Source organism: Pseudomonas sp. WS 5079 (assembly GCF_012985465.1).
Classification (GTDB): Bacteria; Pseudomonadota; Gammaproteobacteria; order Pseudomonadales; family Pseudomonadaceae; genus Aquipseudomonas.
Genome location: NZ_JAAQWN010000011.1, coordinates 108863 through 134346 on the forward strand (window position 1 = coordinate 108863; position 25484 = coordinate 134346).

Below are 25484 nucleotides of genomic sequence, written 5' to 3' on the forward strand. Positions count from 1 at the left end.
TCAGCGATTGGCCGCGCGAGGCGGGTAGTGGACGGGGTAGTAGGAGAACAGCAGGTACTCCAGCGGGTTACGGATCATGGAGATGTCCGTACGATCCTTGACGGTTTCCACGCTGTCGTACTGCGCATAGGTGTCACTCACCAGCCTGGGCCCGTCGTGCGGCCCGTGCATCTGGATGCCGGTCTTGAACTCGGCAGTCACCAGTTCGGGGCTGGGAGTTACGGTCACCGTGCCGACAAAGGCCTTTACCGGTTTGTTGATCAAGCGCTGGAACTGGGCGGCAAAGGAGTTTTCGGCGCCATTGCCGGAGTAGCACACCAGCAGGCGCACGTTGTCGAACTGGCTGGGGTCGATGCCTTTGGCCAGCAGGTGGGCGTGCAGCTGTTCGGGGGTGTGTTCGGCGCCGTCATAGAGGATGGTTGAGCTGGCGCCGGTCAGGCGCTCGGTGACGCTCAGGTCGCGGCCATGGGCGTTGATATTGAGCCGGGGTTTGCCTTTGTATTGGTCTTCAAAGGTAAAGAGGTTGCCTTTGACCAGTTGCATCTTTTCCATCGTGCCCTTCATGACCTGCAGGCGCCGGACCTTCTGGCCATTGGGGGCCTCGACAATGCTGTTGCGGCTGGCGCTCACGGGGGCGCCGACTCGCCTGGCCGCAGGCCGCGCGGGCGTCTGGAGTAACAGCATTGCCAGGTTGACCAACAAGTCGGCCATGGCCGGGGCTTTGTTGCCGGTATCGTCGTCGGCCAGGGTCTGTAGGTCACTGAGAATGCCCTGGAACTGCAACGCCACGCCGATGGCCGCGCCCGGCCCGCGCAGTGCGGGCAGCACGGCGTTGAGCAGCAGATAACCGCCCTCTTTGAGCGTGGCCCAGCGGCTTTCGTCATCGGAGACCGACTGTTGTTCGGCAATGCTGGTCAGGCCCAAGGCATTGGCGTCGTACAGGTGGTTCATCAGTTGCCCGGTTTGCAGCTTCTCTTTGAGTGTATTGGCCGCCTCGTAACCGCCGGCGGCCAGCTTGGGCTCGGCAGGCACGGTCTCACCGTCGCCCACGCCAAAAATGCTGGTGGTCTGGAGGCTGGGCTCCTTGAAACTCCAGGCCTTGTAGTACGCCCGGGTCGCGTCATCGGGCAACCAGGCCAGGATGTCTTTTTGCAGGCGGCCTGGTTGCTGGATGGCTTGGAGCAATGCCTGGCGCGTCGGAAATTGCATCAGCGGCGCATCGGCGATCAGCGGGCGGTAGAGGATATGCGGGCCCTTGGCACTGTCCTCGGGTTCGATCAGGTACATATTGTCGACCACATCGGGGCTCTTGCCGGGGCCCGGCACGAATGCCAGTGGGCGGATTACGATCTCCTGGCCGTCGACGCGCTTGGTGCCGGGGGCGGGGTCGAGGATGGCCTGGATGTAGCTCAAGCCAGTGGTATCGACACCGGATTGTTTGTTGACGGCCAACTCCAGGGCCTTTATTTGCAGCTCTACTGGCACTTGCTCGGCAAACAGGGCCAGGCGTTCGGCCTTTTTGGTGCGCTCGTCTTGCAGTTCACGTTTGAGCAACAGCGGGTACTTCTTGCCGACGTCGGCGTCCTCGATCAGCTTCTGCAGGACACCATCCTTTTCAAGTTCGGTGACGCGGGTGTTGCCCGGCTTGAGGTAGACCTCCACGTCTCGACTGGGCAGGCCCGAGAGGTTGCGCAGCAGGGCGTCGGTGAGGCTCATGGACTCGCGATGAATGCCGCCGCTGATCACACCACCGGGCGAGGTGCCGCCCACCGCAACCTTGAACACCACCTGCAGATCCTTGGCGGGATGGTTCACCGCCTTGAGGTTATCGAAAGTCTGTTCGGCAAAGGGGCGGATATCGGGAATGTCGCTGTTGTAGGTGCGGCCCTTGTTGCGCTGGTGGATGCTTGCCAACTGCAGGCTCAGGTCATGCAACACAAAACGTTCGGCCTCGCTGGCGTTGTTGACCCAGCCCGGCATTTTGCGTGTGGGCCGCTCGCCCGCCACCGCGCCGTAGGCCGGGCTGCTGCTGAGCACGTCACCCAGGCCCTGTTCGATGAGGGTCTGTGCCTGGGCGACGAACGGATCTGCGTCGATTTTCTTCAAGGTGTTCAGGCGCCCCGTGCCTGGGGCTTGTTGGCTGAGGTGTTGCGCCCGGGCGGCGTCGAACGCGGCGTAGGAGTCATAGGGGGTGACGGTGCCGTTTGGCGCGCACAGCAACAGGATCAAACGCTCGCCGATATGGCGTTGCACCAGCAGGTTGGGGGAGGCGGTTTCGCTGGCGTCCGGGTGTTGCCGTGTAACGCTGCCAAGGGCAAATACGGTGATGTCACTGTTGGCGGCGGGAGGTGGGCGTGTCACCAGTTGGTCCAGTGTTTCGCGTTGCGCGTCATCCAGCCCCGGCTGTTTGAGCCCGGCCAGGCGCAGATTGTTGCGCAACAACTCACTGACCAGCGCCTGCCGATCGCCGGCGAATGGCCCGGCCGCGGTGCTGAACGCCGGTTGTGCCCAGTAGCTGCGCAGGTCGCTGGCCATGGCCTCGCTCAACTGCGTGGGCAGCGCGTGCAGGGCGGCTTCAACGGCTTTCAGATTGATCGGCAGGGGCGTGTCGGGGGTGTTGCCCGTATGGGCGAGCAGGTCCGGGCGGGTGTCGACCAACTTGCTGTTGTCGGGAAAGCTCGGCGCGTCCTCGCCGCTCAGGTAGTTCAAGGCCACGGCCGTGAGGGAGCTGCGCCGGAAGTGCCCCGGGTTGGCCGGGTCGGGCTCGGCGTAAGCGATCTGGTTGATATCGAAGTCCAGGCCGGGAGAGACCTTCTGAATGGCCTCGGTGAGCAGTCGTTGCACAACCGAACGCACATCGGGTTGGCCGTCAAATTGGCGGCGAACGGTCTCGGTTGTCGGGTTGAGGGCCTTGGCAGGCCCGGCCGCAGTGGCACTGGTTGCCTGGTCGAGGCGTTCAATCGCAAGGCGCCGTTTTTGCTGGAGGGCGCGTGTGGGGGCAGTGTCCGTGGGGCTACTTGCGCTTAACGCCGGGAAACCACTGCGGTTGAGTACCGCGCAGCGCTTGAGGGTTTCCAGCAATGTGCCGTCTGCGGGTGTTTCACCATAGAAGTTCAAGATGTCCTGGAAACGGACCGCGTTGTAGTGCGGGTGACGGACCCTGTCTGTCGACCCTGCGGCCAGGTCCCGGGCCTGTGCGACGATGTCGGCCGCGACGGCTGACCAGCCGGAGTCGTCGCTCAGGGTGAAGCGTTTTTCGAGCATCACCCCATTGGGGTCGGTGACCTGGCAGACCAGATCGCCGGTTTGCGGGGCAATGCTGACACTGGGCAGGTCAAGTTTGTGCTGTTGCGCAAAGCGCAAAAAAGCCTCGGCGTTCAACGCCTGTTCGAACGCCTGGCGGGTTTGGCCCATCGTCGAGAACGTTGGCAGCCGGCCTATGCTCCCCCCGGATGTTCCGTGCCCAGGCAGCCGGGTTTCGGGGTGCCCGGAGCTCAGGTCGCTGCTGCACAGCCTGGCCAGAAACAGATCGCCTGCGCTGATTTTTTCCAATGAGCTCTGCTGGGGCAACGACGGGCTCTGATCGCGGGCCGCAACGGAGTCGATCGCATCCCGCTGCAGTTGCTTGGCGTGTTGGTGCTCGGGGCGGTTGTAGCGCGGCTGCTCAGAGCCTGGGTAAACCAGGGCGGCAAAGCCATGTTCGGTCTGTAGGCGGCCAATATAGGTGAGGGTGTCGGCCTTGGTATTGGCGAAGGAGTCCCCGTAGAAGTCGCTTACCACGTTGGATGACGCGCTGTGTTCACCGGCGTATTCAAACGACTGTGCAAGTGTCGGGGCCAGCACCCGCGCAGCCGCTAAAACGTCGGCGGATGCCTGGTCCCAGCCGCTGTCGTACGAGGTAAACGTGGCCGGTTTGTCGTTGACGGTGCAGTCCAGCCACCCCGACCTGGGGTTGAACGTAAAACGTGAGGTGTCGATATGGTGTTCTTTGGCAAATGTCGCAAATGGCTCGCTATTCACGGCTTGAGTGAGGCGCGACCAGGCCTGGCCGAAGGTCGAGTCGGCGGGAATAGCGTCCACCTGCCTGGCGCTGGGGCTGTCTTGCCCGCCAGGCTCAAGGGAAATGACCCGGCTCATCAAGGTGGCGGCCAACAGGCACGCCAGGTCGCTATCGGCTTGCCTGACCAATGACCGGGCTTGTTGCTGGGCGTCGAGGCTGATAAACGGCACCCTTCCTAGGGGGGGCGCATCGCTGGGTTGCGCGGGTGCCGGTTGCACGCTTGGGTAGGTGCCCGCAGGGGCGAGGGCGGGGCGGGAGTCGGTCAGTCTCATGGGCATTCCTTGGACAATAGGGGAGGCTTTTTGGGTGGCGGTCGGTTGCCCGCGGTTCCGCCCCGAGCGCCAACCCATGCGATAGATAATGTGTCGCACCAACCGCTGTACTATGGTGAGGCCGCTTCGGCGGTCGACCCTTCCACTACCTTCAACCTCGCGGGATTCTGAATGCAGGCCACTCGCTTGACCCTGATCGCCCACGCCCCTACGTGCGCCCGTAAACCGGCACGTTTTGCCCTGGACGAGTCATTGCAAATGGACTGGCAGCAGGCACGCCTGTCCCAGGCGCAGCGCTTCAAGCGGGCACCGCGCCTGCTGTGTGGACCGGAGGCGCGAACCCGGCAAACTGCGGGGTTGTTCGGCGAGTCCGCGCAGGTTGAACAGGCGTTACGTGACTGTGATCTGGGGCGGTGGCAAGGCATGGCCATCGATGCGATTCAACACGCTGAACCCGAGGCCTTGCAGGCCTGGCTCACGGACAGCACGGCAGCGCCCCATGGCGGCGAGTCCGTGGCCCAGTTGTGCGAGCGAGTGGCGCAGTGGCTAGGCACCCTGGAACAGGCGCCGGGCCATGTGCTGGCGGTGACTCACCCCTTTGTGATCCGTGCTGCGTTGCTGCATGCGCTGCAATGCCCCCCGGCTATGTTCAATCGGATCGATGTGGAACCGCTCTCTAGCACTGAGCTGCGTTTCAATGGCATCTGGCGCCTGCGCCTGCAAACGCGCGAGACCTGAGCGGCGCGAACATGGCAAAATCCCCGCCCCGCACTGAGAACCCCGTCATGAAAAAAATCCTGATCATCGGCATTGGCGCCGGCAACCCCGACTACATCACGATGCAGGCGGTGAAGGCGCTTAACCGCACCGACGTGTTTTTCCTGATGGACAAGGGCCAGAGCAAGGACAAGCTGATCGACCTGCGACGGGAAATCTGCCAGACCTACATCGACGCCGGGCACGTCTACCGCTTTGTCGAAGCCGACTGCCCCGAGCGCGTGCGTGGCGAGATTGACTACACCACGGCCGTGCAGGATCTGAACCGCGACAAGCAACAGACGTTCGAGCGCATGATCAACCAGGAAATGGCCGACGGCGAAGTGGGCGCTTTCCTGGCCTGGGGCGATCCGGCGTTGTACGACAGCACCATCCGCATCCTGCAGGCGATCCTGGCCAGTGGCAGCAGTGAGTTTGAATTCGAGGTCATTCCCGGGATTACCAGCGTCCAGGCCTTGGCGGCCCAGCATAAGGTGGCGTTGAACCGCATTGGCCGGTCCATCGAGATCACCACCGGGCGCCGGCTCGCGGCGGGGCAGGCCAGCGATGCCGATACGTTGGTGGTGATGCTTGACGCCGAGGACTCCTACCGTAGCGTCGCGGACCAGGAGATGGACATTTATTGGGGCGCGTACCTGGGCACCCCGGATGAAATCCTGATCAGCGGCAAGGTGGCCGAGGTGGCCGACGAAATCGAGCGCGTGCGCAAGGCGGCGCGCCAGGCCAATGGCTGGATCATGGATACCTACCTGCTGCGCAAGCCGTAGGGGGGAATGCAATAAACAAAGTGGGAGCGGGCTTGCCCGCGATGGCGGGGTGTCAGTCAGCCTATGTATTGGCTGATACACCGCGATCGCGGGCAAGCCCGCTCCCACATTGGATGTGTGGTGCTTGGGGGAATGTCACTTGCCGCTGGTAATCTGCCTGACCAGCAGGCCATGCCCCGCTACATCCTCGGCCCGGGAAATCGCCTGGATCACCAGCAATCGGTTGCCGGAGCCGGCAAGGAAGGTCGAGTTCAAGGTCTTGCCGCCGCCCATGCTGGCGGTGCCATCAATCTGGCGCAGGCCCACGCCCTTGATCAGCAGTTTCTTCTGCGCCAGTTTTTTGTAGTCCGGCAGGCTGGTGCCTACGTCCTTGAGGAAACCTTCAGCCGCGCTATCGAGAAACAGCGGTTCGTCGTCCTTCAGGTCGATACCGTCGTTGCGCAAGGTCTGGGCCACTACCACCACGCTTTTTGACGCCTGGTTGATGTACATCGTGCCATTGGCGCCCGCGGTGCCCTGGGCTTGTGCGCCGGCGGGGAGGGCGTCGGCCACGTAGCCCTTGGGCAGGGTGAAGGTGAACTTGCCGTCCAGGGTCGAGACGATCTGGAAGTCGTCCGGCGGCGCGGCGGCCGGCTTGGCAGCCGCGAACAGCGGGCTGGCGCCCAGGCTGACAGTCAGCGCCAGGGCCAGGCGGGCGGCGGTTTTGCTGAGGGTGAGCATGAGGTCTTCCAATGGATGAACGAAATTGCGCTGTATTCTGTCAGAAAATTCGCAATATCGTTCAGATCCATCCTCAGACCTTTCCGGACTCTTCTTCGAGGCGGTCCATTTCAAACAACCGCGCCAGTTCCGCACGGGCTTCCTGGGCCGACTGCATCACCTTGGCCGCATCGTCGTACACCGCGTGCTGCGCTGTCAGCAGTTGCAGGTCGTGATGCTTGAAACGGTTGATCCGCGCATCGGCCTGGGCCTCGCTCAGGCCCAGGCCGACCAGGGTGCGGCGGCTCATTTCCAGGCTGGAATAGAACGTTTCGCGCACCGGTGACGCGTCCAGGTCCACCAGGCGATGCACGTGCTGGCGGTTACGGGCGCGGGCGATGATTTTCATGTGCGGGTAGAGGTTGCGCACCAGTTCGGCGGTCTTGATGTTGATCTCTGGATCATCCATGGCGATCACGAAATATTCGGCCTGGTCGACCTTCGCCGCATGCAGGATTTCGGGTCGCTGGGGGTCGCCGTAGAACACCGGCATACCGCCGAAACTGCGGGTCAGCTCGATGGTTTCGACCGAGGTGTCGAGGGCGATAAACGAGATGTTCTGCGCCCGCAGGATCCGCGCCACGATCTGCCCCATGCGGCCCATGCCGGCGATCACCACCCGTGGCGCATCGCTCTCGATGGCGCGGTATTCTTCCGGCACTTCCACCGGCTTGGCCTTGGGCCGAAACAGCTTCGGGCACAGCAGTAACAGCAGCGGAGTGAGGGCCATCGACAGGGTGATAGTCAACACCAGCACGTCGTACAGCTGCGGGGCGAACAGGCCCTGGTCGCGGCCGATCTTGAACACCACAAAGGCAAATTCACCGCCGGCCGCCAGCACTACGCCCAGGCGTACTGCGCTCTCGCGGTTGAGTTCGCCGACCATCTGCCCGACCGCGTACAGCAGCGGCAACTTGATGGCGATCAGCAGCAGGGTCAGCCCCAGCACCACAAAGGGCGTGCTGAACAACAGGCCGATATTGGCGCCCATGCCCACGCTGATAAAGAACAGCCCCAGCAACAGGCCCTTGAACGGCTCGATCTGCGATTCCAGCTCGTGGCGGTATTCCGAGTCGGCCAACAGCAGGCCGGCGAGGAACGCGCCCAGGGCCATGGACACGCCCACCAGTTCCATCAGCCAGGCGGTGCCAATCACCACCAGCAGCGCGGTGGCGGTGGACACTTCGCGCAGGCCGGTCTTGGCGACGATCCGAAACACCGGCCGCAACAGGTAGCGACCGCCGATGATCACCACGGCGATGCTGCCCAATACCTGCAAACCGTGGTTCAGGTCCTGGGCGGCGGTGGTGGTGTGGTCGCTGCCGGCCAGCAGCGGCACCATGGCGATCAGCGGGATCGCCGCGATGTCCTGGAACAACAGGATGGCAAACGCCAGGCGCCCGTGGGGGCTGTTCAGTTCCTTGCGTTCGGCCAGGCTTTGCAGACCGAAGGCGGTGGAAGACAGCGCCAGGCCCAGGCCCAGCACAATCGCGCTGTTCCACGACTGGCCAAACGCCCAGAGTGCCACGGCGCCCATCACCATGGCAGTCAACAGCACTTGCGCCAGGCCCACGCCAAACACGGCCTTGCGCATCACCCACAGGCGTTTGGGCGACAGCTCCAGGCCGATGATGAACAGCAACAACACCACCCCAAGCTCAGAGAACTGCGCGACGCTTTGCGGGTTGCCCACCAACCCCAGCACCGAGGGGCCGATGATCACACCGGCGAACAGATAGCCCAGCACCGCGCCCAGTTTCAGGTGCTTGGCCAGGGGTACGGTGAGCACCGCCGCTAGCAGGAACACCACGGCCGCTTGTAACAGGTTGCCTTCATGGGGCATCGCTTACTCCAGGATCTTTGAGGCGAATCGACAGGGCGCTATTAGAGCGCGCTTTTATGCGGTTGAATCTGAATTTTTGCCGAGGTAGGGCGCTGTACGCCGGCGCCTGTTGGATGTCGTCCAAATCCTACAAGGCACTTACGAAAGTATTAATACCATTTATTTCAATGACTTTAACGCGCGTCAGCTACGGTTCTGACAACAGGATTGTTGTCATCACGGTCAGGTAATTCGCTTTCGATGCGTGTTGGATCTGTTGCATGGGGCTTCTACGCATTCACGGACGAAAGGCTTGGACCACGAAGGAGTTGTTGCCCGTGGAAAGAAGAATTGTTGCTGGCGCCAAAACCCATGTTTCTCCTCTCTCTCTTGCGATTCGTCTGGGTGTCCTCGGGCTGGTGGCAGGCCTGGCGAGCCCCGAGGCGTTGGCGGCGTGCTCGCCGGCGAACCCGGGCGTAAACGCGGTGGTTACCTGTACCGGGGCGCCAAGCCTGCCCCTGACGCCGGTCAACAACTTTTCCAGTTCGACCAATGGCCTGCAGGTCACCGTCGATGCCGCAGCGCGGATGAACACTGTGCTGGGCACGGTATTGAGCTTGACGGGTAGCGGTATAACGCTGACTAACCTGGGGGTGATTGATCCGGCGTTCCTGTTGCCCCTCAGCGCCTTGACCAGTGGCGTGGTGATTGGCAACGCTTCAACCTCAGGCAACGTATCGGTGACCAACAGCGGCACGATCAGAGGCACCATCCCATTGCTGGATGTGGCCTCGCTGCTGGGCGGCGCGGCGCTCAATATCACCAATGGCGCAAACTTCACCACCAGCATCTACAACAGCGGCACTATCGGCGCTTCGAGCATTGGCGTATCGGTGCTGCAACCTGACGAAGCCCCTGTGGTGGTGGTGCAGGGCGGCTCCCGGGTCAATATGACCAACAGCGGCACGGTCACCGGCCGGATAGGCTTTGAAGCCTCGGGTGCCGCCGGCGGGGTTGGCAACTCGTTTATCAACGCAGGCACGCTCAATGGTGGGGTGTCCCTGGGCGCCGGGCGTGGGGGCAATACATTTACCGCGGTCACCGGGTCTGTGGTGAATGCCGGTACCGGGATCAGCCTGGGTGGACTGGTCAACGTCAATCTGTCGTTCGCGCCCTCCGGCAAGGTCGATGGCGGCGTGGGGGGGACCAACAATACCCTGGTCCTGGATAACCAACTGGCCGGGGTGAATGCTGTTATCCAGACCGGCACCGCATCCAGCAGTCAATACATCAACTTCAACAAACTGCTGATCAATGGCGGGACCTGGACCCTGCAAGGGGCGCTGGTCAACGGGTCGACGATACTCAATAGCGCCCTTGTGCAATTTGACAATAGCGCCGCGTTCGGCAGCGGCGTGCTGAACGTCAATGGCGGGACCCTGGCGGCCAGCACCGGTAACCTGAACGTGGCCAACAACGTGGTGATCGGTGCCGGTGGGCTCACGGTGCAGGGCACCAACGCTTTTGCCTTTGGCGGCAACCTTAGCGGCACGGGGGCCTTGCGCAAAAACGGTACGGCGGACCTGACCCTCAACACCACCAATACCTACAGCGGTGGCACCCAGTTGAACGCCGGCACTCTGGTGCTTGGGGCCACGGACGCGCTGGGCTCGGGCATCCTGACCGCCAGCGCCGGGACCAACCTGAGCACCGGTCCGCTGCTGGGCGCGGCGATTGCCCTGGCCAATGGCATCGACCTGCTGGGCAACCTGACCGTGATTGGCAGCAATGCGCTGACCCTGGGCGGGGTGATCGGTGGCAGCGGCGGCCTGGTCAAGGAAGGCAGCGGCGACCTGATTATCAGCGGCACCAACAGCTACCAGGGCAACACGGTGCTGAACCTCGGCAAATTGGTGGTGGGTGCCGACGGTGCACTGGGCGCTGGAGCGTTGAGCGCCGCCGCCGGCACCACTCTGGATGCCAATGCCACGGCGAGCCTGACCAACCAGATCAGTCTCAACGGCGCGGTGACCGTGGGCGGGACCGCAGATTTGACGCTCACCGGGCCGATTATCGGGGGCGGCAGCCTGACCAAGAATGGCGGCGCCACCCTGAACCTCTCCGGCAACAACCTTTTCCTCGGTGGCCTGAACCTCAACGCTGGTACGTTGAAAGTGGGCAGCAATACAGCGCTGGGGTCGGGCAATTTGACCGTGAGTGGCGCCTCGAGCCTGGACAGCAGTGCCGCTGTGGCCCTGGTCAATAACATTGTGCTCAACGCCGGCTTGACCGTGGCGGGCAGCAACGCCCTGACCCTGGACGGTGCGCTCAGCGGCACCGGCACGCTGACCAAAGCGGGCACGGCCAACCTGACCCTCAATGGGATCAACACGTTCCAGGCGGGCACGCTGCTCAATGGCGGTCGCCTGACCCTGGGGAATGCCGCAGCCCTGGGCGGCGGTGCGTTGACCGTGGGTGGCGCGGCGAGCCTGGACAACAGCGCGGCGTTTACCTTGGGCAATAACATCACCCTCAATGCCGACCTGGCCCTGGCCGGCACCAATAACCTGACCCTGGGCGGGGTGATCAGTGGCGCCGGTGGCCTGACCAAAAATGGCACGGCCGACCTGACCCTGAGCGGCAACAACACCTTTACCGGCGCACTGAACATCCTTGGCGGTAGCGTGTTCGCCAGCAGCGCCGCGGCCCTCGGTGGCAACAGCGGGCTGAACATTGGCGCCGGCGCCAGCCTCAACCTGGCCGGCAATGGCGTGCTCGGCGGCTTGAGCGGTGCTGGCGTTATCGACGTGGGCTTGAACAACAGCCTCACCGTAGGCGGTGCCAATACCAGCAGCACATTTGGCGGCAGCCTCACAGGCAGCGGCAGTTTGATCAAAGTCGGCGGCGGCCAGCTCGAGCTGACCGGCATCAACAGCCTCAGCGGCAATACCCAGGTCAACGCCGGCATCTTGAAGGTGAGCAATACCCTGGGCAGCGCCATTGTCGACGTGAATGCCGGGGGCACCCTGACCGGCGGCGGATCGCTGCTGGGAGCGCTGAACATCAACAGCGGCGGCCACTTGGCCTTGAACAGCGCGGATACGCTGTCTACCGGCTCGCTAGTGGTGGGCAGCGGTGCCAACCTCGACGTCAGCCTTGGTGCGCCGTCCCCGACGCCGCTGCTCAGCGTCAATGGCAGTGTGAGCCTGGATGGCAACCTGAATGTCAGCAATGGCGGGGCCTTTGGTGCCGGTATCTACCGTTTGATCAACTACACCGGCAGCCTGGCCGGGCAGGGCCTGACAGTGACGGGCGTGCCCCAGGGCTTCAACCTGGGCGATGTGCTGGTAGATATCGCCACGGCCAATCAGGTGAACGTGGTGGTGTCGGTGGCCAACATGCTGTTCTGGGACGGCAGCCAGACCACCGGCAACGGCACGGTCGAAGGTGGCAATGGCACCTGGAGCGTTGGCGCCAGCAACTGGACCGCCATCGGCGGCACGCCCAACTCGGCCTGGGCCGGCGGCTTTGCAGTGTTCACAGGGACTGCGGGGACGGTCAGCGTGGACGGCACGCAGCAGTTCACCGGCCTGCAATTTGCCAGCGACGGCTACAACGTCGTGGGCGGTGCTGCGGGGCAACTGACGGCGGTCAACGGCAGCGCCGGCAATACGGCGATCCGTGTCGATCCAACCCTCACCGCGACCCTGGGCGTGAATATCGACGGCGCCGGCAAACTGGCCAAGCTCGACAGTGGCACCCTGGTGCTCAATGGCAACAACAGCTACACCGGCGGCACTGCCCTTGAGCGTGGGGCGCTGGTGGTGGGCAGTAACACCGCGCTGGGCGTCGGCCTGCTGAGCACGGCCGCGGGCACCACACTCTCCAGCAATAAAACCGTGGCCCTGGGCAATGACCTGGCCCTGGCTGGCAACCTCAACGTCACTGGCAGCAATGCCCTGGCCTTGAATGGCGTGATCAGTGGCGCCGGCGGCCTGGTCAAGAGCGGCACCTCGCAGCTCACGTTGGGCGGTGTGAACACCTACCTCGGGCCCACCGCGCTGAACGCCGGTGGCCTGATCCTGGCGAACAGCGGCGCCTTGGGCAATGGTGCGTTGAATGCGGCGGGCGGCACGACCCTGGACAGCAGCACCGCGGTCAGTGTCGGCAATGCCCTTGACCTGGGAGGCAACCTGAGCATTGGCGGTAGCGCCGACTTGACCCTGGGCGGGGTGATCAGTGGCAGCGGCAGCCTGACCAAGGAGGGCGCGGCCAACCTGACCCTCAATGGCCTCAACAACTACCAGGGCGGCCTCACCCTCAATGCGGGCACCCTGACCCTGGGCACTGCGGCGGCACTGGGTACGGGCGGGCTGACCGTGACGGGCAATTCGACCCTGGCCAGCAGCACGCCACTGGTCTTGGCCAACGACTTGACCGTCAACGCCGGCCTGAGCGTGGGCGCCAGCAATAACCTGACGCTGGCTGGTGTGCTGGCGGGCAATGGCAGCCTGATCAAGACCGGTACTTCAGACCTGACGCTGACGGGCAACAACACCTTCAGCGGCCTGCTGGATATCCAGGCGGGCAGCCTCACCACCGTCGGCAACGGTGCGCTGGGTACCAACAGCGCGATCAACCTGGCGACCGGCACTGCCTTGAACCTGGGCAGTTCCGCCAGCCTGGGCAACCTCACCGGCGCCGGTACTGCGCTGGTCGGCCTCGGCAATACCTTGAGCCTGGGCGCCAACAATGGGAACGGCACTTTTGGTGGGGTTCTTGCCGGCCTGGGCAACATCGACAAACTTGGCAACGGCACGCTCACCCTGGCCGGGGTCAGTACGCTGGCAGGCAATACCCAGGTCAGCGCGGGTACCTTGAACGTCAACGGCCAACTGGCCAGTGCTGGGGTCAATGTGAACAGCGGCGCGACCCTCGGCGGCAGCGGGACCTTGCTGGGCACGGTGAATGTTGCCGATGGCGGCCACCTGGCCGTGAAGTCCGGCAGCGTACTGACCACCGGCGCCCTGGTGCTGGGGGCCAACGCCAACCTGGATGCCGGCCTCGGCGCACCGTCCACGGGCGGCACCGAGCTGCTGCGGGTGTTGGGCAACCTGACCCTGGATGGCACCCTCAACATCAGTGATACCGGTGGCTTTGGCGCCGGGATCTATCGCCTGATCAACTACACCGGCGTGTTGACCAACAATGGCGTGCTCCTGGGCAGCCTGCCCGGTGGCGTCCTGCCTGGCAGCCTCGACCTGCAAACGGCGATTGGCAACCAGATCAACCTGCTGGTCAATGGCAACACCAACGTGCAGTTCTGGGATGGCAGCCAACTGGTGGGCAACGGCACCATCGAAGGCGGCAACGGCACCTGGAACGCGGCGTCGAGCAATTGGACCGAGCTCAACGGTAGCTTCAACCTGGGCTGGGCACCCAACAGCCTGGCGGTGTTCCAGGGCACGGCGGGCACCGTCACCGTGGACGGCGCGCAGGCGGTCACGGGCCTGCAATTTGTCACCGATGGCTACAACCTGGTGGGCGGTACGGCAGGCGGCCTGACCCTGTTCAATGGGGCCGGCGGCAACACCGCAGTGCGGGTCGACCCCACTGTCACCGCAACCCTGGATGTGAACCTCAGCGGCGGCGGCACCCTGGCCAAGCTGGACAGCGGCACCCTGGTGCTCAATGGCAGCAACACCTTCACCGGCGGCACGGCGCTGAACGGCGGCAGCCTGGTGGTGGGCAACAACAATGCCCTGGGCAGCGGCGTATTGACTGCCGCCAACGGCACCACCCTGGACAGCAACACAGCGCTCGCGCTGACCAATGACGTGGTTCTCAATGGCAGCCTGGCCATTGGCGGCAGCAATGCCCTGACCCTGGCGGGCACTGTCAGCGGCGCCGGCAGCCTGATCAAAAACGGCATCGCCAGCCTGACCTTGAGTGGCAGTAATACCTACCAGGGGCCTACCACCCTGAATGCCGGCGGTTTGATCCTGGCCTCCAGCAGCGCCCTGGGCGCAGGCGCGTTGAACAGCAGCGCCGGGACCACCCTCGACACCACCGCTGCAGTGACCCTCGCCAATGCTCTGAACCTGAGCGGCAACCTGGGTATCCTCGGCACGTCGGACCTGACCCTCAATGGCCCGGTCAACGGTGCCGGCGGGCTGATCAAAAGCGGTAGCGGCAACCTGACCCTCGCCGGCGGCAACAGCTATGTCGGCGGTACCCAACTCAACGCCGGCAGCCTGACCGTCGGTACGGGCAGCGCCCTGGGCGCAGGCGCCTTGCTGGTCAACGGCCCGGCGACCCTGGACAGCAGCGCGAATGTGACCCTGGGCAATGCGCTGACCCTCAATAGCGCGCTGACAGTGGCCGGCAGCAACGGCCTGACCCTCGGCGGGATCGTCGACGGCGCCGCGCAGTTGATCAAGAACGGCGGGGCCAACCTCAGCCTCAATGGGGCCAACAGCTACGGCGGCGGTACGTTGCTCAACGCCGGTACGCTCACCCTCGGCAGCAACACTGCGCTGGGCAGCGGTACCCTGAGCGTGGGCGGTGCGGCCACCCTGGATAACAGCGCACCGCTGGTGCTGGCCAATGCCATTGACCTCAATGCCGACCTCACCGTCGCCGGTAGCCACGACCTGAATCTGGCCGGCGTAGTGGCCGGCAATGGCGCACTGATCAAAAACGGCACGGCGGGCCTGACCCTCAGCGGCAATAACCTGCTGAGCGGCCCGTTGACGGTGCTGGGGGGCAGCCTGACCACCGTCGGCTCCGGCGCCTTGGGCAACACCTCTGGGGTCACCGTGGGCAGCGGCGCCACCCTCAACCTGGGCAGCAGCGCCACACTCAACACCTTGGCCGGCAACGGTGCACTGCAAGTGGCGGCGGGCAATACGCTGACCGTCGGCGGCACTAACACCTTCGGCGGTAGCCTGGGCGGCAGCGGTGCCCTGGATAAAGTCGGCACCGGCACCCTCAACCTCACCGGCAACAGCGGCCTGACCGGCGCTACCAGCGTCACGGGCGGCACGCTCAACGTGGCGGGCAGCCTGGCCAGCAGCAGCGTGACGGTCAACAACGGCGCGACCTTGAGCGGCGGCGGCAGCTTGGCCGGTGCGGTGACGGTGGCCGATGGCGGCCACCTGGGCCTGAGCAGCGCCAGTGCGCTGACCGTGGGTTCGCTGGTGCTGGGGGGCAATGCCAACCTGGACGTCGGCCTTGGCGTACCGGTAGTCGGTGGCGGCAGCGGGCTGCTGAATGTCGGCGGTGACCTGGTCCTGGATGGCAACCTCAATGTCAGTGATCTCGGCGGTTTCGGCACTGGGGTCTACAACCTCATCAACTACGCCGGGGCCCTGACCAATAACGGCCTGACCCTCGGGACTCTGCCCTCAAGCGTGACTGCCGATGACCTGCAACTGCAAACCGCGATCAGCAACAAGGTCAACCTGGTGGTCATCGCGCCCAACACCACCGTGCAGTTCTGGGACGGCGGCCAATTGATCGGCAACGGCGCCATCGACGGCGGCAACGGCACCTGGGGCAACGGCACCAATTGGGCGAATGTCGACGGCAGCCTCAACCAGAGCTGGAACGACAAGTTTGCGGTGTTCCAGGGCGCGGCTGGCACGGTCACGGTGGACGGCAGCCAAAGCCTGACGGGCATGCAGTTCGTCAGCGACGGTTACAACCTGGTGGCCGGTACCTCTGGCCAGTTGAACCTGGTGAACGGCGGCACTGGCAACACCGCCGTGCGGGTCGACCCCAACGTCACTGCCACCCTCGGTGTAAGCCTCAATGGCAGTGGCACCCTGGCCAAACTGGACAGCGGCACCCTGGTGCTCAACGCCGCCAATGGCTACACCGGGGGTACCGCTCTGAACGGCGGCACCCTGGTGGTGGGCAACAACAATGCCCTGGGCAGCGGCGTATTGACCGCCGCCAACGGCACCACCCTGGCCAGCAACAGTGCTGTGACCCTGGGCAATAACGCGCTGCTCAACGGTGCGATGACCGTGGGCGGGGCCAGTGCCTTGACCCTGGATGGCGTGGTCAGCGGCAATGGCAGCCTGGTGAAAACCGGCGCATCCAGCCTGACCCTCAATGGCGTCAACACCTACAGCGGCGGCACCAGCCTCAATGCCGGGCAACTGACGCTGGGCAACAATGCGGCACTGGGCAGTGGCGCCCTGAGCGTGGGCGGCGCGGCGCAGTTGGATGGCAGCAGCGCCCTGCAACTGGCCAATGCCATTGCCCTGGGTGGTCAGTTGACGCTGTTGGGCAGCCATGACCTGACCTTGAGTGGCGCGCTCAGCGGCACCGCCAGCCTGGTGAAAAACGGCAACGGTGCGCTGTTGCTCACCGGCAGCAACAGCTATGGCGGCGGGACAATTCTCAATGGCGGCAGCACCACCGGCAGCACCAGCAGCCTGCAAGGGGCGATAGCCAATAACGCGGCGCTGACCTTCGAGCAAAATGCCGATGGCACCTACACCGGCAACCTCACTGGTAGCGGCTCGCTGACCAAGACCGGCAGCGGTGATCTGCTGCTGACCGGCAACAACAGCTTCACCGGTAGCACCAACGTCACGGCCGGTGGCCTGCTGGTCAACGGCACCTTGAACAGTGCCGCCGTCCAGGTCGCCAGCGGCGCCTCCCTGGGCGGTAGCGGGCAATTGGCGGGGGCGGTGAGCATGGCTGACGGCTCGACCCTCACGGCCGGAACTGCGACGCCGCTGTCCGTGGGTGCCCTGGCCTTGTCAGCGGGGACCAGCCTGGACTTCGCCCTCGGCGCACCGGGCGCATCGACCACGGTGGTCAACGTGGCCGGCAACCTGACCCTGGATGGCACCCTTAACATCAGCGACGCAGGAGGGTTCGGCGTTGGCGTCTACCAACTGTTCCGCTACGGTGGCAGTCTGACCGATAACGGCCTGCTGCTGGGCAGCTTGCCAGGCGCGATTGTGCCGGGCGCGCTGAGCCTGCAAACGGCGCTGGCCAACCAGCTCAACCTGCTGGTGCAAACCGCGCCAGGGCAGATCCAGTTCTGGAACGGCACCACCACCAGCCCTGACGGCACGGTACATGGCGGTAGCGGCACCTGGGGCCCCGGCACCAACTGGACCGACCCGACCGGCACCCAAGGCCAGGCCTCGAACAATCAGTTTGCCGTGTTCGGCGGGCAGGGCGGGACCGTCACCGTGGCGGGCAATCAGAGCTTCACCGGCCTGCAAGTGTTGGACAGTGGCTACACGCTGGTCGCCGGCACGGGCGGCAGCCTCAGCCCCACCAATGCCGCAGACGGCAGCCAGGCGACGGTGCGTATCAATGCCGGCGTGACCACCGAGGTCTCGGCGCCCCTGGTGGGTAGCGGTGGGATCAACAAAACCGACGCGGGCACCTTGTTGCTGACCGGCGCCAACACCTACAGCGGCGGGACCACCGTCAGCGGGGGGACGCTGGCCGGGAACACCGGCAGCCTGCAAGGGGCAATCACCAACAACGCCAACCTGCTGTTCCAGCAAGACAGCAATGGCCAGTTCAACGGCACGCTGACCGGTACCGGCACTGTGGTCAAACAGGGCAGCGGCAGCCTGTTGCTGACCGGCAACCAGCCGTTGAGCGGTGCAGTGGCCGTCAACCAGGGCCTGCTGCAAGTGGGCAATGCCAGCAACCCGGGGACTGTGCTCGGCGGCCAGGTGACTGTGGCCAATGGCGCGGGCCTGAGTGGCAACGGCAGTGTCGGCTCGCTGGTCAACCATGGCGTGGTCACTCCCGACAGCGGCAAACTCAGCGTCGCTGGGAACTTCACCAACGCTGCCGACGGCACTCTCAACCTGGTGATCACCCCATCGGTGGCCAGTTCCCTGGCGGTCGGCGGTAGCGCGAACCTGGCGGGCAGCCTGAATGTGCTCAACCTGGTGCCCTACACCGGGCCCACCACCTACACCCTGTTGACGGCTGGCGGTGGCGTGACCGGCACCTTTACCAACACCAACCTGCAGAACCTGGCGTTCCTCGATACGGCCCTCAACTACAGCCCGAACCAGGTAGCGTTGGCCGTGAGCCGCAACACCACCAGCTTCGCCAGCGTGGCGGCCACCGGCAACCAGCGGGCCGTGGCCACGGCCTTGGGCGGCGGCGTGGCAGTGGCCGGCAGTGCCGTACAAAACGCCTTGCTCACCGGCGATGCAGCCAATGCCCGCGCAGCGTTCGACAGCCTGTCGGGGGAAATCCACGCCAGCACCGCCAGCGCCTTGCTCGAGGATTCGCGCTACGTGCGTGACGCGGTCAACGAGCGCATGCGCCAACCGGGCTGCTACCGCCAGGACGATCCACGCAACAGCCTGGCACCCAGCGAAAACCGCCTGAGCAGCGCCGGGTGCCACGGCGAAATGGTCGGCTGGATGCGCGTCCTCGGCACCTGGGGCCACCTGGGCGGCGACAGCAACACCGCGCGCCTGGATCGCAACCTCAGCGGCTTCCTGCTGGGCACCGACAAGCAACTGGATGATGCCTGGCGCGCCGGTATCGCTGCTGGCTATACCCGCAGTGACCTGGACGCCAAGCGCCGCAACGCCAGTGCCGACATCGACAGCTACCACCTGATGGCCTACACCGCGTATCAGCAGGAGGCCTTCGCCGCACGCATGGGCATGGGTTACACCTGGCACGACATCGAAAGCAAACGTGACGTGGCCGTGGGCACCGAGGGTCAGCGCCTGAAAGCCGACTACAAGGCGCGCAGTGCGCAAGTGTTCGGTGAAGTCGGGTACACCGTGGAGGCCGGCGGCCTGGCCGTGGAACCGTTCGCAGGCCTGGCCTACGTCAACTACGCAAGCGACACCCTCAAGGAAAAAGGCGGTTCGGCCGCCCTCAAAGGGGATGCCGACCAGGACATCACGTTCTCCACCCTTGGCGTGCGCCTGGGTAAAACCATCGCCCTGGGCAACGGTTCGAGCATCACCCCACGGGGCAGCATCGGTTGGCGCCATGCCTTTGGTGACACCCAGCCGGATGCCGACCTGAGCTTTATCAATGGCGGCGCGTCCTTCAGCACTCAAGGCGTGCCGATTGCCAAGGACAGCGCGGTGGTGGAGGCGGGCGTCGATTACCAGATCAGCCCTAACGGCAAACTGGGACTGGGCTACTCGGGCCAGTTGTCACGCAACGACAAGGACCATGGGATGACCATCAGTTTCTCCCTCGGCTTCTGATCAAGGCCGGGTTCTTCAAGCCGCCCGCGAGGGCGGTTTTTTTTGCATTAAACCTGGGTGTGTGCCCATGACCCCCGCGGCCTCGCGCCGATTCTTGCTACTATCGCGCTGCGTTTTCACCAGGAGCCAGCGCCTCATGCAACACCAGTGGGACCAAATGCACCGTACCCGCAAGCCTTCGTTCGTACTGTGCGGCGCGCCCCAGGGGCCGGTGCTCAATCTCTATGTCCATGGTTATTCTGCGTTTTTCAACCCGCAACAACTGGCCAATTTCCAGGCGCAACTGGCGGGGATCGACGGTTCGACCAACGTGATGCTGTTCTGGCCGGCCGGGCACTTCCTGGAAAACCTGTTCGCCCCCTTCAAGGACATCATCGCCTCTATGCTCGGCGGCGGGACCCTGGGCGCGGCGACCGTGGGCCTGGGCAAGGCGGTGGGCTATTTTCTCGATCACTACAAAAGTGTCGAGGCGCGGGTGGACGAAGTGGCCAGGACGCTGTTGGCGGAATTGGCCAACTACCTGCATGCCGAGTCGATCGAGGTGCGCCAGATCAACCTGATCGGCCATTCCCTGGGCGCTCGCCTGCTGGTCAAGAGCCTGCTGGCCAGCCCGGAGCTGGCCCGGGAGCTGCCGCTCAATCACCTGTTGTTGATGGGCGGCGCGATTTGCACGTCCAGCCCCTGGGTGCAGGTGTCGGCACCGCTCAAGGGGCGGGTGATCAACTGCCACTCCAGCAAGGACTGGGCCCTGGCGCTCAAGCCGGATACCGAACGCTGCATCGGCCGCTATGCCATTCCCCTGACCCCATCGCTCAAGGGCAAGGTGACCAACGTGCATCTGGTCACCTTCGACCACGCCGCCTACTGGCCGCAGTTGCAGACGGTGGTGCAGTACACCGACTTGCTGCACGAGCGCCGGGGCATGATCCGTGCGGACCAGCGCAGTGCCGAGGTGCGCTTTGCCGAAGAGGACGTGGACCTGTTCCCGGTGCTGCTCCAGGCACGGGCGCCGGAGTTGCAGTTCCTCGCCGAGTTGATGGCCGCCAAGCGCAGTGCGACCATCGCTGCGGATGTACGTGACCCATTGCAGTTGGCCATCGAGTTGCAGCGCATGGGCGGTGACAGCTTCATGAACCTGGCCCGTGGGCACGGTGTGAGTTATCGCCAATTGGCCCAGGACGTGGCCTTGCGCGTCGGCATCAAGTTTGACCAGCCCCTCGACAGCGTGGCCCTGGTGAGCCTGGAAGAACGGGTCGCCGAGACCCTGATCGAGCAGTACAAGGACAAACTCAGCCTGGCCGACCGCCAGGTGTTCGAGGCTGAACTGCGGGCGGCGGCGCAAAAGGAGCAGGGGTTTTTCCACCGTTTCGATGTCGGCCGTTCGGCCACCACCGCCTTGAGCGGTACAGCGCTGGCCGGGTTGACCGGGTTTATCGTGCGGCGCGGCGCGGCCACGGCGATTCCGGTGGTGGGGCAGGCGTTGGCGGCGGCGATGTTGCTGGTGAGCGGGGTGCGCGCGTTTTCCGGGCCGGCGTATTCCATCACGACCCTGGCGGTGCTGGTGCTGGGGGTGATTCGCCAGCGCATGGAACGCGAGGCGCTGAATCAGGAAATGGACCTGGTGGTGCAGGTGGTCGAGGCGTTCGATCTGCCCCGTGAAACGCTGATGCGCACGGTCTCGCCTGACTGCTAAGCTGCGGGCTTGTCCTGTGTGTCTGCCTGGTACCCCGCGTGAAATTCAGCCTGCCGAAAATTGCTACCGCGCCGTTCTGCCCACCGGAAGTGGCGGGCACTATCCCCGTCGATCCCCGCGCATCGTTCTTCAAACGGGTCGTGCAGTTTGCCGGCCCCGGCCTGCTGATTTCCATCGGCTACATGGACCCCGGCAACTGGGCCACGGCCATCGAGGCCGGGTCGCGCTATGGCTATAGCCTGTTGTTTGTGGTGTTGCTCGCCAGCCTGGCGGGGATGGCGGTGCAGTGCCTGTGTTCGCGCCTGGGCATCGCCACTGGCAAGGACCTGGCGCAGTTGTGCCGCGAACGCTACAGCCGGCGTTCAGCGCGCACGCAATGGGTGCTGGCGGAAATCTCGATCATTGCCACCGACCTCGCCGAAGTCCTCGGCTGCGCCCTGGCGTTCCATCTGCTGCTGGGGGTATCGCTGACCACCGGGATTGTCATCACCGCGTTTGACACGCTGCTGATCCTGGCCCTGCAAAACCGCGGCTTCCGGCGCCTGGAAGCGATCATGCTGGCGCTGGTGGCGACCATCGGTGTGTGTTTTTTTGTCGAGCTGGTGTTGATCAAACCGTATTGGCCAGACGTCTTGCGCGGTTTCACGCCGTCGCTCTCGGCGATCAGCGATGCCGCGCCGCTGTACCTGGCCATCGGCATCCTCGGGGCCACCGTGATGCCGCATAACCTGTACCTGCACACGTCCATCGTGCAGACCCGCTTGTTCGGCAAGGACCTGGCCAGCCGCCAGGACGCGGTCAAGCTGGCGCGTATCGACACCATCGGCTCCCTGGCCCTGGCCTTGCTGGTCAACGCCGCGATCCTGGTGCTGGCCGCCGCGGCATTCCACCAGAGCGGTCATACCGAGGTCGTGGAAATCCAGGACGCCTACCACCTGCTGGACCCGCTGGTGGGCGGTGCCTTCGCCAGTATCCTGTTCGGCATTGCCTTGCTGGCGTCCGGGCAAAGCTCGACCTTCACCGGTACCATCGCCGGCCAGGTGATCATGGAGGGTTACCTCAACCTGCGCATTCCCTGCTGGCAACGCCGCCTGATCACCCGTGGCCTGGCGCTGATCCCGGCGTTCCTCGGGGTGTGGTTGATGGGTGACCAGGCCATTGGCAAGTTGCTGATCCTCAGCCAGGTGGTGCTCAGCCTGCAGCTGCCGTTTGCCCTGTACCCGCTGATCCGCATGACCGGCGACCGGCAATTGATGGGGTCATTCGTCAATCGCCTGCCCACCAGGATCCTGGCCTGGAGCCTGTTCACCGTGATCAGCGGCGCCAACGCCTGGCTGATCGGCCAGTGGCTGTTCTGAGTCAGCGGTCCCAGTAGGGCACGCTGCCAAAACGCTCGACAAAAAAGTCGATGACCGTGCGCACCTTCACCGACAACCGCCGGCTGCCGGGCCACAGCGCGGCAATCTGCTGCGGCTCCAGGGTGGTCGCCACTTCGTAATCGCTCAGTACCGCCTGTAAGCGCCCGGCGCGCAGGCTGTCGCCGATCAGCCAGGAGGGGAACACCACGAACCCCAGGCCTTGTTCGGCGGCGCGTGCCAGGGTGTCGGCGTGGTTGCCGGTGATCGGGCCCTTGACTGTATAGGGCGTCCAGTCGTCCTGGGCGCGGCGGAAGAACCAACGCTGCTGGCCGTTCACGCCCTTGTACGCCAGGCACTGATGATTGCGCAGCTCATCGGGATGGCGCGGCGTGCCAAAGCGCGCCAGGTACTCGGGGCTGGCGGCGATGCGGTAGCGCTGGGGCGCGAAAATGCGCGCCTGCATTCCCGAATCGTTGAGCACACCGATCCGGAACAGCAGGTCGGCGCCTTCCTGCAAGGGGTCGACGTAGGTGTCGGTCTGCTGGATGTCCAGTTGCAGCTTGGGGTATCGCTGGCACAACTCGGCCAGCCAGGGCGATAGGTGCCGTTGGCCGAACACCATGGGCGCATTGATGCGCACCAGGCCGCTGGGTTCGCTTTCCTGTTCTTGCAGGGCCTGCCCGGCCTCTTCCAGTTGTTGCAGCATCAGGCGCGCATGATGCCCGAGCAGGCGCCCGGCTTCCGTGGGGCTGACGGCGCGGGTGTGTCGATAGAGCAATTGCTGGCTCAGGGCCTGTTCCATCAACTGGATCTGCCGGGAGATGGAAGAGGGCGCCAGGCCCTCACGGCGTGCGACCTCGGAGAAACTGCCGTGGTCCAGCACCGCCACGAACAGGCGCAGCGCCTTGAAACTCAACTCATTGAAGCCCTGCATGAGCCCTCCGTGCTGTGCGATTTGCGCAAAGGTGTTGTCTGCATGATCCCATTTATCGCACAAATGGGCCAGCGGATAATGCGCGTCATTGTTTAATCTGACGTGTAGGTGGTGTATGCAAACTTCTTCTCTCGAGGCCGCGGCCCAGGCCCGGCCGAAAAACCGCCTGGGGCTGCTGCTGTTGCCGCTGGTGATCCTGGCAGGCATGGGCCTGTCGGTGGAGGCGGGCCTGTTGGGGCCGCTGGGCGCCCAGGTGGGGCACTTATGGGCGACCTTGAGCATCTTCGCGGTGGGCACGGCAATCTTGCTGCTGCTCCTGCTGTTCAGCGGCCCGCAAAAAGGTCCGGCCCTCAATGAACTGCCGCGCTGGCAGTTGATCGGGGGCTTCCTGGGGCCGATGTATGTGGTGGTGCTGACCCTGGCCACGCCCCATATCGGCATTGCCATGACCATGATCGCGATCCTCTGCGGCCAGGTCGGCAAGAGCGTGCTGATCGACCACTTCGGTTGGTTCGGCACCGCCCGCAAGCGGGTCAATGGCGAACGCTGGGTTGCCCTGCTGTTGATTGTGATAGCCCTTGTTTTGATTGCGCGAGGTTAAGGCGATGAATCTGATTGCATTGTTGGTGCTGGTGGTTGCCGCCGGCGCGGTGTTGAGTGTGCAAGCGGCGATCAATGGGCGCCTGGGGCAAACCGTCGGCGTGCTGCGCAGCAGCCTGGTGACGTTCTCGGTGGGCACGCTGGTGACCGGCCTGCTGATCCTGTTTTTTGAGCCGGCCCAGGCCGTCAGCCTGCTCGAGGTGCCCAAGTGGCAGCTGACCGGGGCGCTGTTCGGTGTGGTGTACATGATGGTGATGGTCGGTGCGGTGCCGATCGTGGGCACGGCGGTGGCGACGGTGGCGGTGATCGTCGGCCAATTGGCCATGGGCATGTTGATCGACAACTTCGGCTGGATGGGCAACACGGCCATCGAACTGTCCGGCAGCCGGGTGCTGGCGATGCTGTGCCTGGTGCTGGCCCTGGTGTTCATGTATCGCAGCAGCACGCGCCAGGCTGATTAACGGCGCTGAACCAAGGGCAGCGGCCCGCAGTCACTGCTAAAGGTGCCGGCATTCGCTGCACCGGGACGACCAAAAAAAAGGAGTCTGATCATGCCAGATCCAACCTGTGCCTGCCCGCATTGCAAATGTGTACTGGGGCAGAACGCTGTGACCAAAGACGGCAAGGGCTATTGCTGCCAGGGTTGTGCCGATCACCATGCCCATGGTGAACCGTGCGAGTCGGCCACCGGCTGCGAGTGTGCCAAGTCGGCCCACGGCTGAGCGGCCAATAGCGCCAACACCGCCAGGCAGCGTAAGCTGCCTGACTTTTTTCCAGTCGTGGAGTTATATCGTGGCCAAAGCTGCTGCTGTCATTGAAATCCCGGTGTCGGCCGATCAAGTCTGGCAACTGGTCGGTGGGTTCAACTCGTTGCCCGATTGGCTGCCGCTGATTGCCAAGAGCGAGCCGGGCGAAGGCGGGCGCGTGCGTCACCTGCAAACCGTGGATGGCGCGGTGGTGGTCGAGCACTTGCAGACCTTCGATAACGTTGCGCGCACCTACAGCTACACCCTCAGCGAATCGCCGTTTCCGGTCAGTGCGTATCTGGCGACATTGCAGGTTGAAGCGCTGGATGAGCATTCGGCCAAGGTCACCTGGTCGGGTGTGTTCACTCCGGTTGCGGGCGTGACGGATGCCGAGGTTGAAGAGCTGTTCAGCGGCGTCTACACCGGCGGCGTCGAGGCGCTGCGCAAGAACTTCCCGGCCTGATC

General features: G+C 64.3%; 13 protein-coding genes. 9 read left to right on the forward strand and 4 right to left on the reverse strand.

All coding sequences use genetic code 11. The features are described 5' to 3' along the window. A complete protein-coding gene (locus tag HBO05_RS24960; protein WP_172314496.1) occupies nucleotides 1-4332 on the reverse strand; it encodes a hypothetical protein in 4332 nt (1443 codons plus the stop codon). Nucleotides 4333-4503: 171 nt separating this feature from the next. Between HBO05_RS24960 and HBO05_RS24965 the strand changes: the two genes are divergently transcribed. Beyond that, nucleotides 4504-5070, forward strand: a complete 567-nt coding sequence (locus tag HBO05_RS24965) for a histidine phosphatase family protein (protein WP_169954748.1) — start codon at nucleotides 4504-4506, stop codon at nucleotides 5068-5070. Between the two features lie 47 nt (nucleotides 5071-5117). Beyond that, nucleotides 5118-5876 carry a precorrin-6A synthase (deacetylating) gene (cobF, locus tag HBO05_RS24970; protein WP_169954747.1) on the forward strand — a complete coding sequence of 253 codons (759 nt, stop codon included), beginning with the start codon at nucleotides 5118-5120 and terminating at the stop codon, nucleotides 5874-5876. A 135-nt stretch (nucleotides 5877-6011) separates the two neighbouring features. On the opposite strand, the gene HBO05_RS24975 is transcribed toward cobF, so the two are convergent. After that, a complete protein-coding gene (locus HBO05_RS24975) occupies nucleotides 6012-6596 on the reverse strand; it encodes a hypothetical protein (protein WP_169954746.1) in 585 nt (194 codons plus the stop codon). A 73-nt stretch (nucleotides 6597-6669) separates the two neighbouring features. Further along, on the reverse strand, nucleotides 6670-8478 hold the full coding sequence (locus HBO05_RS24980) for a monovalent cation:proton antiporter-2 (CPA2) family protein (RefSeq protein WP_169954745.1): 1809 nt from the start codon (nucleotides 8476-8478) through the stop codon (nucleotides 6670-6672). Between the two features lie 317 nt (nucleotides 8479-8795). Between HBO05_RS24980 and HBO05_RS24985 the strand changes: the two genes are divergently transcribed. From HBO05_RS24985 to HBO05_RS24995, 3 genes are all read left to right on the forward strand, one after another. Then, a complete protein-coding gene (locus HBO05_RS24985) occupies nucleotides 8796-19688 on the forward strand; it encodes an autotransporter-associated beta strand repeat-containing protein (protein ID WP_346343166.1) in 10893 nt (3630 codons plus the stop codon). A gap of 136 nt (nucleotides 19689-19824) precedes the next feature. After that, the gene (locus HBO05_RS24990) at nucleotides 19825-21381 is read left to right on the forward strand and encodes a DUF726 domain-containing protein (RefSeq protein WP_172314500.1); all 1557 of its coding nucleotides are present in this window, start codon (nucleotides 19825-19827) and stop codon (nucleotides 21379-21381) included. Between the two features lie 38 nt (nucleotides 21382-21419). Further along, nucleotides 21420-22739, forward strand: coding sequence for an Nramp family divalent metal transporter (locus HBO05_RS24995; RefSeq protein WP_172314502.1), 1320 nt, complete (start codon nucleotides 21420-21422; stop codon nucleotides 22737-22739). A gap of 1 nt (nucleotide 22740) precedes the next feature. Here HBO05_RS24995 and HBO05_RS25000 read toward each other — a convergent pair whose 3' ends face one another. Continuing rightward, nucleotides 22741-23673 (reverse strand): LysR family transcriptional regulator, encoded by a 933-nt coding sequence (locus HBO05_RS25000; RefSeq protein ID WP_170043730.1) that lies wholly within the window; start codon nucleotides 23671-23673, stop codon nucleotides 22741-22743. A gap of 115 nt (nucleotides 23674-23788) precedes the next feature. Between HBO05_RS25000 and HBO05_RS25005 the strand changes: the two genes are divergently transcribed. The 4 genes from HBO05_RS25005 to HBO05_RS25020 all read left to right on the forward strand — a co-directional run bounded on the left by HBO05_RS25005 (nucleotide 23789) and on the right by HBO05_RS25020 (nucleotide 25482). After that, nucleotides 23789-24274, forward strand: a complete 486-nt coding sequence (locus HBO05_RS25005) for a DMT family transporter (RefSeq protein ID WP_169954740.1) — start codon at nucleotides 23789-23791, stop codon at nucleotides 24272-24274. 4 nt (nucleotides 24275-24278) lie between these two features. After that, the gene (locus tag HBO05_RS25010; protein ID WP_169954739.1) at nucleotides 24279-24734 is read left to right on the forward strand and encodes a DMT family transporter; all 456 of its coding nucleotides are present in this window, start codon (nucleotides 24279-24281) and stop codon (nucleotides 24732-24734) included. Nucleotides 24735-24824: 90 nt separating this feature from the next. Continuing rightward, a complete protein-coding gene (locus tag HBO05_RS25015; protein ID WP_169954738.1) occupies nucleotides 24825-24995 on the forward strand; it encodes a metallothionein in 171 nt (56 codons plus the stop codon). 70 nt (nucleotides 24996-25065) lie between these two features. After that, nucleotides 25066-25482 carry an SRPBCC family protein gene (locus HBO05_RS25020; RefSeq protein ID WP_172314504.1) on the forward strand — a complete coding sequence of 139 codons (417 nt, stop codon included), beginning with the start codon at nucleotides 25066-25068 and terminating at the stop codon, nucleotides 25480-25482. Nucleotides 25483-25484 lie beyond the last annotated feature (2 nt).

Coding starts and splice junctions, on each gene's coding strand:
- HBO05_RS25005 (WP_169954740.1), top strand. CDS start 23,789: ATGCAAACTTCTTCTCTCGAGGCCGCGGCCCAGGCCCGGCCGAAAAAC.
- HBO05_RS24980 (WP_169954745.1), bottom strand. CDS start 8,478: ATGCCCCATGAAGGCAACCTGTTACAAGCGGCCGTGGTGTTCCTGCTA.
- HBO05_RS24990 (WP_172314500.1), top strand. CDS start 19,825: ATGCAACACCAGTGGGACCAAATGCACCGTACCCGCAAGCCTTCGTTC.
- HBO05_RS24960 (WP_172314496.1), bottom strand. CDS start 4,332: ATGAGACTGACCGACTCCCGCCCCGCCCTCGCCCCTGCGGGCACCTAC.
- HBO05_RS25000 (WP_170043730.1), bottom strand. CDS start 23,673: ATGCAGGGCTTCAATGAGTTGAGTTTCAAGGCGCTGCGCCTGTTCGTG.
- HBO05_RS25015 (WP_169954738.1), top strand. CDS start 24,825: ATGCCAGATCCAACCTGTGCCTGCCCGCATTGCAAATGTGTACTGGGG.
- HBO05_RS24965 (WP_169954748.1), top strand. CDS start 4,504: ATGCAGGCCACTCGCTTGACCCTGATCGCCCACGCCCCTACGTGCGCC.
- cobF (WP_169954747.1), top strand. CDS start 5,118: ATGAAAAAAATCCTGATCATCGGCATTGGCGCCGGCAACCCCGACTAC.
- HBO05_RS24975 (WP_169954746.1), bottom strand. CDS start 6,596: ATGCTCACCCTCAGCAAAACCGCCGCCCGCCTGGCCCTGGCGCTGACT.
- HBO05_RS25010 (WP_169954739.1), top strand. CDS start 24,279: ATGAATCTGATTGCATTGTTGGTGCTGGTGGTTGCCGCCGGCGCGGTG.